Consider the following 10507-nt stretch of genomic DNA (forward strand, 5'->3'; position numbering starts at 1 on the left):
ATAGCGCACCTTCTGCCGTGCGTTTCTCGGCTTGATGCCCAGCCGTTCGATATAATCCCAGCTCTTTTCCTCTTCGTCGCGCGGCAGAATAAGCCGCCCCTTCGATACCCCGTCAAGGCACTTGATCGTAATATTCTGCGCCACAGACATATCCATAAAAAGCCCTTGCGTATCACGGTTCTCCGGAATAAACCCAATATTTGCGCGCATGCCGTCGCCGTTTTTTCCCGCAGAAGCCACGCTTACGCTTCCCTCGTCAAGCTTATCCAGCCCCACGATGGCCTTTAACAGGTTCGTACGTCCAGAGCCGACAAGCCCCGCAATGCCCAGCACCTCGCCGCTGCGAAGTGAAAAGCTGATATCGCTCACCAGCTTGTTACGCAGCCCGCTCGCCTTTAAAATCACGTTTCCTCTTGGTACGGAAAGCTTTGGATAGTGCTCCTTGATATCCTCTCCCAGCATCTTTTGCGCGATATCATCGCGCTCCGCAGCCTCCGGCACAACGGAGTCCGCGATCTCGCCGTCCTTCATCACGGTGATCCGGTCGGATATCTTCCGCGCTTCCTCGATGCGGTGTGTGATATACACGATCGCCACGCCGCGTTCCTTGAGTTCGTTGAGCAGTGAGTACAGGCACTCCACCTCAGCCATCGTAAGCGAGTCCGTAAGCTCGTCTAAGACGATCACCTTGTAATCACGAATAAGCGTACGCGCAAACTGCAGTAAATATTTTTCCGCCATCGAAAGGCGGGCGGCCTTGCGCCGCGGCTCCACATCGATGCCCAGCCTGCATAACACGGTATGCGTTTCGCTTTCCATCGCGTGCCAGTCAAGCACGCCCTTATTCTTGATCTCGCTGCCCATAAAAAGATTTTCCGTGACGCTCAGCTCGCCGAAAATAGTGACCTCCTGCGGACAGCTGATAATGCCGAGCTTTTTCGCCGCGTGCGGAGAACTGATGTCCACTTCTTTGCCATCCATGCAAATTTTTCCGCTCGTCATGCGGACTTCGCCCGTCATGATTTTCGTAAGTGTGCTCTTGCCCGCGCCATTGCTCCCCAAAAGCGCGCAAATCTGGCCGGGATAAAGTTCTAAATTGATCCCGGAAAGAACGCGAATCTCATGATAGGATTTGCATATGTCTACCATCTTGAGTACCGCTTGCGGCATGTTGCACACTCCTTGTTATTCAGGCCTTATTCGGCCACGCCCTTGATAGAGGAAGGCTTGATTCGGTATGACGTAAATATCTTGATACCCTGCTGAAAAAAATATGATTTGTAGTCTTCTGGTATATCGTCATTGGTGATCACTGCGTCCACTGTTGTAAGCGGCCCAATGCTCGTCAGCGAAGTATGTCCGAATTTCGTCTGGTCGGCCACAACGATCAGTTCTTTGGAAATTTTTTTGATTTTCTGGTATACGTTCGATTCCAGCGTGTTGGAAACCGTAAATCCGCTGTCAAAGTCTACGCCGCCCACGCCGATAAAAGCTTTCGCAATAAAAATGTTCTTCAGAAACTTGGAAAAAAGGTCTCCGGTCAGCGACATTTCACTGTGCACCATCGTACCGCCCGTCACCATCACGTTCGATTTCGGATTTTGCGCCAACGCGCCCGCCACATACAGGTTGTTGGTCACCACGTTCACATTTTCACGGTTTAAAAGCGCCTTCGCCACATAATAACACGTCGTGCCCGGCCCCAAAAATATCCATTCATTGTCGCGCACCATATCAGCCGCGATCTGCCCAACCAGTTCCTTATTCTTGTCATAATCGAGCGACGCACCCGTCACGCTGTCCTGCATGGACTGCTGCTTCACATGATCCTCATTCAGTACCGCGCCGCCGTACGTGCGATATACGAACTTCTCTTTTTCAAGCTGCTCCAAATCGCTGCGGATCGTAACGTCCGAAACATTGAGCAAAGCGCTTAAAGTGCTGACGTCCACCTGTCCCCGGTCGAGGATCACTTCTTTAATTTTTGCCAGACGCGCCGCTTTAAACATGCACCTATCTCCATACCTTGCTTTTTATTGTAAATTATACCATATTTCATAGAATTACAGTATTGGTTTTTATTTCTTTTTTCTTTTCGAAAACAAATCCGCCAAATCTTTTTGATGTTCTTCAGTGGATTCATTATTCTTTTTTATTTTTCGACCCGAAATCCCGTAAATACAAAACAGGAGACCGTCTGTTTCACCGGTTTCCTGCTCTGTTATAAAGGTTTGGAAGAAAGTATGAAGCTGTCGTTATCTGTTTACCACTTTGAAACAATATCTTTTACATACGCCAATTCTTTTTGGGATAATATAAACGGATCGTCTTTCATCTCATAAAGCGCCGGTCGCGTATAGATGTTCTCAAGGATCATCCATCCGTCGAATTTGTTGTCCCTCAGAATGTCCATCTGCGCCAAAAACTCGCCCGCGCCTTGTCCTAACAGCATACCGCCGTTCGTTCCTCCATTTGCGCGCGTATCGCTTCCGTCACACAGATGCAGCTGGTCTCCTAAGTATGGGTACAGCTTCTTAAGGTTCTCCGTCTGCGAATATCCGTCGTACCACATGTAGTTCTGTGTGTCAAAGAAGCAATCCAGATTATCTGCCGCCACCGCGTCCTGCAGTTCGATCTGTTTATCCCAGTTGAGCGCCGTTTCCGCGCCAATCTTGATCCCGCGCGTTTTTGCTTTATCGCATATCTCTTTGATGTACGTCACCGCACGCTCAAAATCCTCATCCGTCTTGATCTCCGATTCAAAGAAGAAGGGAAGCATCACATAATCAAGTCCCATATCCTGCGCTGTTTCCAAAATCAAATCCTGCGCATACATACAGCTTTTGAAATCCTCGCCCTGCTTGTCTCCCATCAGGCCGTGGTACATCAGGTCATTGAGGACGATCGACGGAAACGCGAGCCCGTAGCGCTCCGCTTCTTCCATATATACGTCCCGCACCTTTTTCTCGCCCATATAGTAACCGTTGTCAAGACCCCCGAGCTCGATCTGCATGCCGTCATAGCCGGCCTCCGCCACATATTTCATGGCGTAGATCCCATTGCCCGGATAGCTCCATTGTGTAATCCCGTATTTCATAGCCGTCTCTCCTTACGCTCAGTCTTTTTCCGGATAATAGCGAATGTATTCCTCCGGGATATCGATCGTTTCCGGACAGTTTCCCAGCTCATAGTTAAAGCCCATCACCGGTTCCGTGTTGATGTACGCGTGGAAGTCAGGGCCGCACCAGCCGCTCTGGATCACATCCATCCCTTTTTCTTTCATTTCCGCAATATAAGCTTCCATGTTTTCGTCCGTGATATGCTCCTTAAAATGATGCAATCCCGTTCCCTTGGTCGCAAGGAATTTTCCGTAGATATTCGGTCCCTTCACCGGCATCATAAGCTCGATGTTCGTATCTCCGATGTCGGAAAGCGCTACCTCAAATTCAAACGGCTCTGTCACCAATTCCCCGTTCACATGGAAATCCTTCATCGTTTCGCTGGAGAATTTATAGATCGTCCACGGCCCTACGTTAAGCTTATCCACCCACAGCCTGACCGCCTTGTCGATGTCGTCCGTCAAAAAAGCCAGCTGCTTGACCGTTCTTTTTTTATTGTGCTCCAAAAGTTCCTGATATGTCATTGCTTCGTTCTCCTTTCGTTATACGCTTGCCTGTTTCTTGCGGCGGATCGCGTCGATCGAAATGGCGATCAATACCACAAGCCCTGTAACCACCTGATCCCAGTAAGAGGAAATGCCCAGCAGGCTGATACTGTAAGAGATCGTCGCCATCAAAAATCCACCGACGATAGTTCCTCCAATGCCCCCGCTGCCGCCATTCATAGACGTACCGCCAAGGACAGCCGCCGTAATAGAAGGCATGACCCAGTTCTCGCCGATGTTGACCTGCGAGGAGCCCATGCGCAGTACCATAAGCACGCCCGCGATCGCCGACAAAAGTCCGGCCATGCAATAAACGCCCATTTTGGTTTTGTTCACGCGGATACCCACGATCTTGGATGCTTCCTCGTTTCCGCCGACTGCATAGATGTGACGGCCGAAGCTCGTTAACTTGAGTATGAAGATCAAAACCACAGCCAGCACGATCATAATGATGACCGGGTACGGAAGGATTCCTCCCAGCGATCCCTGACCGATCACTGTGACAGACTCCGGGATACCCGTCAGCGGGAAGCCCTGCGTCGCCACGTATACGATCCCCTTAAACAGCGAGCTCGTCGCCAGCGTTACGATAAAAGGCGTAAGCCCCAATCCGCAGATAAAAATACCATTGAGAGCACCCATACCGATGCCTGCGATCATTGCGATCGCGATCGCGACATACGGGTCTACCCCCATCACCAGCACCAGCATCGCAAAGACCATGCTTGCAAGGCCTGCAACGCTCGCTACCGAAAGGTCGATTCCTCCCAAGAGCAATACCAGCGTCTGCGCAAAGCCGACGATGATCGTAAAGCATGCCGTACGGGTAAACGTAGAAATATTATAAGCCGTATAAAAATTACCGTTTGTGGCAATATTGACAAACAGCGTGATCAGCATCGTTACGACGAATACCACGCCTGCCGTGGAGGTGAAAATCGATTTCACTCCTTTTCCCAGCGTCTGGGCAAAGCTTTTCTTCCCTAAACTTTCCATTTTGTTCTCTCCTTTAATCAATCACGGAACTATTGCAGTGCAATCTTCAGTATATCCTCACGTTCCACAGTATCGTCAGGCGTAATGATGCCCTTCACCTTTCCGTTGAACATGATCATCATCCGGTCTGAAATCGTGAGCAATTCCTCGATTTCTGAAGATATAACGATGACCGTGATACCCGTATCGGCCATTTCCCGGATCAATTTATAAATCTCGCCCTTGGCACGAACGTCGATGCCGCGCGTCGGCTCGTCCAAAATAAGCAATTTGACTTTTTTCTCCATCCAGCGCGCAAGAATGACCTTCTGCTGGTTACCGCCCGACAGGCTCTTGATGGGGACGTTGCCCGACGGCGTTTTGATACGGAGCTTTTTGATGTATTCGTCCGATTCCTTTTTGACCGCAGTAAAATCGATCACCACGCCCTTTTTGTTTTTATCATAAGAGGGCAGCATAATATTTTCATAAACCGGGATCACGGGAAACATCCCCTGCTTGCGCCGTTCTTCGGGCACAAGACCGATCCCCATAGCGATCGCTTCGTGCGGAGAACGGATGTCGATTTCTTTTCCTTCCATCTTGACGGATCCGCTGTCGCGCTTTGTCAGCCCATAAATACAGCTGAAAAGCTCTGTGCGGCCTGCGCCCACAAGTCCCGCCACACCGAATATCTCGCCTTTGCGCACCGAAAAATTGATATCCTCAAATTCCTTCTTGCGCGAAAAATCAGAAACCGCAAAAAATTCCTCTTCCGAATATTTGCGCTCCTCTTTTGCTGTCTTTTCCACATGCTCGCCCGCCATATGAAAGATCATATCATCGATAGGCATATCGGCCGTATTGCCGACCTTCACCAGCTTGCCGTCGCGCATAATGCTCACGCGGTCGGAAAGCTCCTCGACCTCGTCCAGATGGTGCGTAATGATAATAATGGACTTTCCAGCCGCTTTCAGTTTACGTATATTATTAAATAAGTGCTGCGTTTCATTCAAAGTTAATGATGCGGTCGGTTCGTCGAAAATAATAATGTGCGATCCCGCAATCAGTGTCCGGGCAATGGATACAAGCTGCTGGTAAGCCGCCGATATCTCACTCACCTTCTTACGCGGATCCATTTCCACGTCAAGCTGCTTTAGCGCTTCTTCCGCTTTTTCGTATGTTTTCTCCCAATCGATCACGCCATTCTTTTTCTGATGGCTTCCCAAAAAAATGTTTTCCGCGATAGAAATATCGCCTACCAAGTTAAGCTCCTGCGGAACCATCCCGATCCCCTTATCAAGCGCTTCCCTTGGCGTTTTGTTTTCGATCGTCTTTCCTTCCAGCAATATCTCGCCTTCGTTTGGCTGGTGGATTCCCATCAGCACATTCATCAGCGTGCTTTTTCCAGCGCCGTTTTCACCGATCAGCGCCATGATCTCGCCCGGCCTCACGCTGAAATCTACGTGGTCGAGGGCAAGCGTTCCAGGGAACTCCTTGACGATTCCTTTCATTTCTAAAATAAATTCAGACATAAGCGTCCTCCAACATGGCTCCTAAATCATTTCTTCCGAGCCGCAGCCCCGCTCCCGCAAGTTCGCGGGGCGGGGCCATTGCCCAAAAGATCATTCTTATGTTTCTTCTGCTATCTGACTACCATTAAGATTCAGGATACAGCATATCAAGGAGATGCTGTGCGCCTTCCGGATAAATGATCGTCGTCTTTTCCTGTGTCTGTTCCGGATATGCGTCGCCGGGCTCTAAGCCGTCTGCGATCTTGATCGCTGTCTGGATCGTGTCAAAGCCCATCTTGAAGCAATCCTGTACTCCAAGGGCAGAGATCACGCCGTCTCTCAAATATTCAAGAGCGCGTTTGTCATGATCCATACCAACGATGACGATGTCGTCCTTTTTGCCGGCGTCAAGTACAGCCTGCGCAGCGCCGATCGGGTTGCCCATGTTGTTGCAGAAGATGCCCTTAAGGTCAGGATATTTCTGCAGGAAGCCTTCTGCATATGTCAGAGCCTGTTCCACCTGGTCGTTGTCATACTGGATCTCAACTACTTCGATGTCAGGATATTTTTCCATCACTTCTTTGAAGCCGGCAATACGGTCTTCATGGCAGGGAGCACCGATCGTGCCGCCAAGAGCCGCGACCTGTCCTTTGTAATCGATCTTTTCAGCAAGGATTTCCGCAAGGTCTGCACCGTCCTGCTTGTTGTGCGTGTTACCGACATAAGCGATACGCTTGCAGCCGTCTTCCTTCGTTGCGTCAGAGCTCGAGAATGTCATTACTTTTACGCCCTGATCGATCAGGTTGTTGATGGTGGGCGTAACGATCTTGATGTCGTTTACGTCAACGCCGATCACGTCAAAGTTTCTGCCCGCAGCCTGTTCCAGTCTGCTTACCTGATCCGTTGCGTCCGGCGTAACAGGAGCAGTATATTCATAGTTGATCGTGATGCCTTTGTCAGCATACTGTTTCTGCGCTTCTTCAAGTCCCAGGCCTACAGCGTCCCACCACGGATGTACAAGCTTGTACGTAAGGTAGAAGTTGTATTCCTTCTTTGCCGGCGTATAATCGTCAAGTGACACATTGCTGCTGTCGCTTACGATCGCGCCATTGTCCGATGCCGCCGGAGCTTCCGATGTCTCTGCCGGAGCCTCTGAAGTTTCTGCCGGAGCTTCTGATGTCTCTGCCGGTTCCTGCGATGCAGGTGCAGAAGATGCCGCCGGTGCAGCCGTACACCCTGCCAGCATTACTACAGCAAGCAATAAGCATACTGCGGTAACCATAAATCTTTTTTTCATCTTTTCTTTTCCTCCTCGTATATTGAACTTATTATTTTATTTGCCCCTTAAGGAGCAATGCGCGCACTACATCAAAAGGGCTGAAAGACCTTGTTTTAGGCAAAGAAATATTGTGGCAAAACCACGTCCTGCCAATGCTGCATCCATATATATTGAATTCATTTCAGAGCTTGTCGCTGTAAATGTTGCGTTCGATTGATATTTGCTTTTTCTTGTAAAACAAATATATCATTTTCACTTTTGAATGTCAATATGTTTATTTATTTGTTTTTCATCTTTTTTATTTGTTTTTTCGTTTCGAAAGCATATTTGCAGGTGCAGATTTTTGCTTTTTTTCATTAAAACAGCTAAATATAGCAGTTTTATGTATTTTTCCAACAAAAAATCCGCATATTCTTCGCTTGCATTAAAGCTTCAAACTTCGCGGATTTTTTACATTAAATTTTGTAGATGTTTTCTTTGCTTTGTCTCTACTTTCCACTATGCGCGGTATGCAGCCATAAATTTCTGCCGGAATTCTTCAAACGTACCTTCTTCGATGTGCGTACGTATCTCCTCCATCAACCGTATCGTAAAACGCGTATTATGAATAGAGAGCAATATCGCCCCCAAAATCTCATTCGTCTTCACAAGATGGCGGATATACGCCCTCGTGTGGTTCCTGCACGCATAACAGTCGCAGTTCTCGTCGATCGGGCGGAAATCCTTTGCGTATTCCTGATTGCGGATCACAAGCTTCCCTTCCCTCACCAGCGCCGTCCCGTTACGGGCAATGCGCGTTTGCAGCACACAGTCAAACATATCCACACCTCGTGCAACACCCTCCACAAGGCAGTCCGCAGAGCCAACGCCCATCAGGTAGCGCGGCTTTTCCTCCGGCAATATCTTGTTGACCACATCGAGCATCTCATACATCATGGGCTTAGGTTCCCCCACAGAAAGTCCGCCGATCGCATTGCCGATGAAGTCCATTTCCGCGATCGCCTCCGCGCTCCTTGCGCGCAGCTCCGGGTACATGCCGCCCTGTACAATGCCAAACAGCGCCATATCGTCCCTTGTTTGCGCCTCCTTACACCGCTGCGCCCAGCGGTGTGTACGCTCCATAGAATGCTTGGTATATTCAAAATCTGCCGGATACGGCGTACATTCGTCGAGCACCATCATAATGTCCGGCCCCAGTGCTTCCTCGATCTCCACTACCTTTTCCGGTGTGAACATATGCTTTGATCCGTCAAGATGCGACCTGAAGGCCGCGCCTTCCTCGCTTAATTTACGCAGGTCGCCCAGACTGAACACCTGAAAGCCGCCACTGTCCGTGAGGATCGGCTTTTTCCAGTTCATAAATTTGTGCAGTCCGCCCGCTTCGCGGATCAGCTCATGCCCCGGCCGCATATATAGGTGGTATGTATTCCCCAAAATGATCTGCGCGCCCACCGCAAGCACCTGATCGTTGGTCATCGCCTTAACGGTAGCCTGTGTTCCTACCGGCATATAAACCGGCGTTTTTATCTCACCGTGCGGCGTCTTGAGGACGCCCGTACGCGCCCGCGTGCCGCTGTCCCGTTTTTCAACTGTAAATTCAAAATTCATTCTTTACCTCGTTTGCTTTTCATCCGTCTTATTTTACCAGATGGCTCCCCAAAAGTAAATTTACTTACAACTGTATCTGCCGCGTCGCCACATTCTGTACAAATGCCGCATCGTGCTCCACAAAGACCATAGACGCGCCGCATTCGCGCAGCAGCTCCTCCACCTGTATGCGCGAGATCACGTCGATAAAGTTGAGAGGCTCGTCCCAGATATATAAGTGCGCGGACTCGCTCAGGCTTTTGGCAATCAGTATCTTCTTCTTTTGTCCTGCGCTCAAATCCTCTAACCGTTTTTCAAACTGTTCCCGCGCAAATCCAAGCTTCCGCAGAAGCGTGCGTATCAGCGTCCCGTCAAGCGCATGCTCCGCAATAAAGGCGTCAAGGCCGCCGCGCAAAAACGAAGTGTCCTGCGGGATGTACGATAGCTGTACATTCTTGCCGACCACGCACTTCCCCGTATGCGGGATATCCTCTCCCATCAAAAGCTTGAGCACGCTCGACTTTCCGCTGCCATTCTTCCCCAGCAGGGCAATCCTCTCCTCCCTGCCGATCGCAAAGCTCAGCGGCCCGCATACCTCTTTTTCACCATACCGGATCGTCACACGGTCGAGCGCCGCGAGCTGCGCGGCATGGTATGCAAGTGGTTTTAGCATAACCGTATCCGCTTTTTCAATGTTTTTCAGCAGGCCTTCCTTTTCTTCCACCGCCTTCTGTGTGCGTGTTTCGACCGTCTTGGCACGCTTCATCATCTTAGCGGCCTTGTGCCCGATTGCGCCCCGATCCGGCCGCAGTCCCGCAACGCGCGTCCCCTTTTTCGTTTTTTCTACCTTGTCCGACCAGTCCGCCTTCTGCTGTGCAGTCTCCCTTAAGCGTCTGATTTCCTTTTTCAGTTCGCTGTTGCGCGCCAGCTCGTTTTTGTCCTGCTGTTCGCGGTTTTGCTTCCATGTAGAATAATTCCCGCTCTGTATCTCGATATCTGCCCTGTTGATAGACATGATATGGTCGATACAGCCGTCCAGAAACACCCTGTCGTGCGATACGAGGATAAATCCTTTCTTAGCGCTTAAGTATCGCGCGACCACCTCACGCGCACGCGCATCCAGATGGTTTGTCGGCTCGTCGATCAACAAAAAATTGCCCGGCTTTAAAAACAACGCACATAAAAGCACCTTTGTCTGCTCCCCATTGCTCAGCGTCCCAAACGGCCTCCACAAAGCGTCCTCCGTAAGCTCCAACAGCGACGCTTCCTTAGCTGCTTCCCACTGCTCACACCCCGATGTATCCATAATCACATCGATCGTCATATCAAGAGGGTCTTTACATGCAAACGGAAAATAATCGAACGCCACATCCGATTGTATCCTGCCCGCATATTCCCGTTCACCCTTCAAAAGTCTTAACAACGTCGTTTTTCCACATCCGTTACGGCCCGTAAGCCCCAGCTGCCAGTCCGTATCCATCACAAAGC

9 protein-coding genes are annotated in these 10507 nt (G+C 49.9%); all 9 read right to left on the minus strand.

Translation table 11 applies throughout. The annotated features are described in order from the left end of the window. A partial coding sequence (locus tag VB081_RS13530) for a sugar ABC transporter ATP-binding protein (protein ID WP_323401306.1) occupies positions 1 to 1170 on the minus strand: 1170 nt, incomplete at its 3' end. A gap of 26 nt (positions 1171 to 1196) precedes the next feature. Beyond that, positions 1197 to 2009, minus strand: coding sequence for a DeoR/GlpR family DNA-binding transcription regulator (locus VB081_RS13535; RefSeq protein ID WP_323401307.1), 813 nt, complete (start codon positions 2007 to 2009; stop codon positions 1197 to 1199). Between the two features lie 254 nt (positions 2010 to 2263). Continuing rightward, positions 2264 to 3097 (minus strand): sugar phosphate isomerase/epimerase family protein, encoded by an 834-nt coding sequence (locus VB081_RS13540; protein WP_323401308.1) that lies wholly within the window; start codon positions 3095 to 3097, stop codon positions 2264 to 2266. 18 nt (positions 3098 to 3115) lie between these two features. Continuing rightward, positions 3116 to 3643 (minus strand): VOC family protein, encoded by a 528-nt coding sequence (locus tag VB081_RS13545; RefSeq protein ID WP_323401309.1) that lies wholly within the window; start codon positions 3641 to 3643, stop codon positions 3116 to 3118. 18 nt (positions 3644 to 3661) lie between these two features. Further along, positions 3662 to 4660, minus strand: a complete 999-nt coding sequence (locus VB081_RS13550; protein WP_323401310.1) for an ABC transporter permease — start codon at positions 4658 to 4660, stop codon at positions 3662 to 3664. A gap of 29 nt (positions 4661 to 4689) precedes the next feature. Beyond that, positions 4690 to 6174: a sugar ABC transporter ATP-binding protein gene (locus tag VB081_RS13555; protein ID WP_323401311.1), complete on the minus strand. Its 1485-nt coding sequence runs from the start codon at positions 6172 to 6174 to the stop codon at positions 4690 to 4692. A 124-nt stretch (positions 6175 to 6298) separates the two neighbouring features. Then, a complete protein-coding gene (locus VB081_RS13560) occupies positions 6299 to 7450 on the minus strand; it encodes a substrate-binding domain-containing protein (protein ID WP_323401312.1) in 1152 nt (383 codons plus the stop codon). A 480-nt stretch (positions 7451 to 7930) separates the two neighbouring features. After that, positions 7931 to 9040: a tRNA guanosine(34) transglycosylase Tgt gene (gene tgt, locus VB081_RS13565; RefSeq protein WP_323401313.1), complete on the minus strand. Its 1110-nt coding sequence runs from the start codon at positions 9038 to 9040 to the stop codon at positions 7931 to 7933. Between the two features lie 64 nt (positions 9041 to 9104). Then, positions 9105 to 10507: ribosomal protection-like ABC-F family protein (abc-f, locus tag VB081_RS13570; protein WP_323401314.1), on the minus strand; the 1403-nt coding region annotated here is incomplete at its 5' end.

This window comes from Christensenella sp., from assembly GCF_034927525.1.
In the GTDB taxonomy this organism is placed as follows: domain Bacteria; phylum Bacillota; class Clostridia; order Christensenellales; family Christensenellaceae; genus Christensenella.

What these genes read in the sequence shown, in the direction of transcription:
- VB081_RS13540 (WP_323401308.1), bottom strand. Translation starts at nt 3,097, where the DNA reads ATGAAATACGGGATTACACAATGGAGCTATCCGGGCAATGGGATCTAC.
- VB081_RS13550 (WP_323401310.1), bottom strand. Translation starts at nt 4,660, where the DNA reads ATGGAAAGTTTAGGGAAGAAAAGCTTTGCCCAGACGCTGGGAAAAGGA.
- VB081_RS13545 (WP_323401309.1), bottom strand. Translation starts at nt 3,643, where the DNA reads ATGACATATCAGGAACTTTTGGAGCACAATAAAAAAAGAACGGTCAAG.
- VB081_RS13555 (WP_323401311.1), bottom strand. Translation starts at nt 6,174, where the DNA reads ATGTCTGAATTTATTTTAGAAATGAAAGGAATCGTCAAGGAGTTCCCT.
- VB081_RS13560 (WP_323401312.1), bottom strand. Translation starts at nt 7,450, where the DNA reads ATGAAAAAAAGATTTATGGTTACCGCAGTATGCTTATTGCTTGCTGTA.
- tgt (WP_323401313.1), bottom strand. Translation starts at nt 9,040, where the DNA reads ATGAATTTTGAATTTACAGTTGAAAAACGGGACAGCGGCACGCGGGCG.
- VB081_RS13535 (WP_323401307.1), bottom strand. Translation starts at nt 2,009, where the DNA reads ATGTTTAAAGCGGCGCGTCTGGCAAAAATTAAAGAAGTGATCCTCGAC.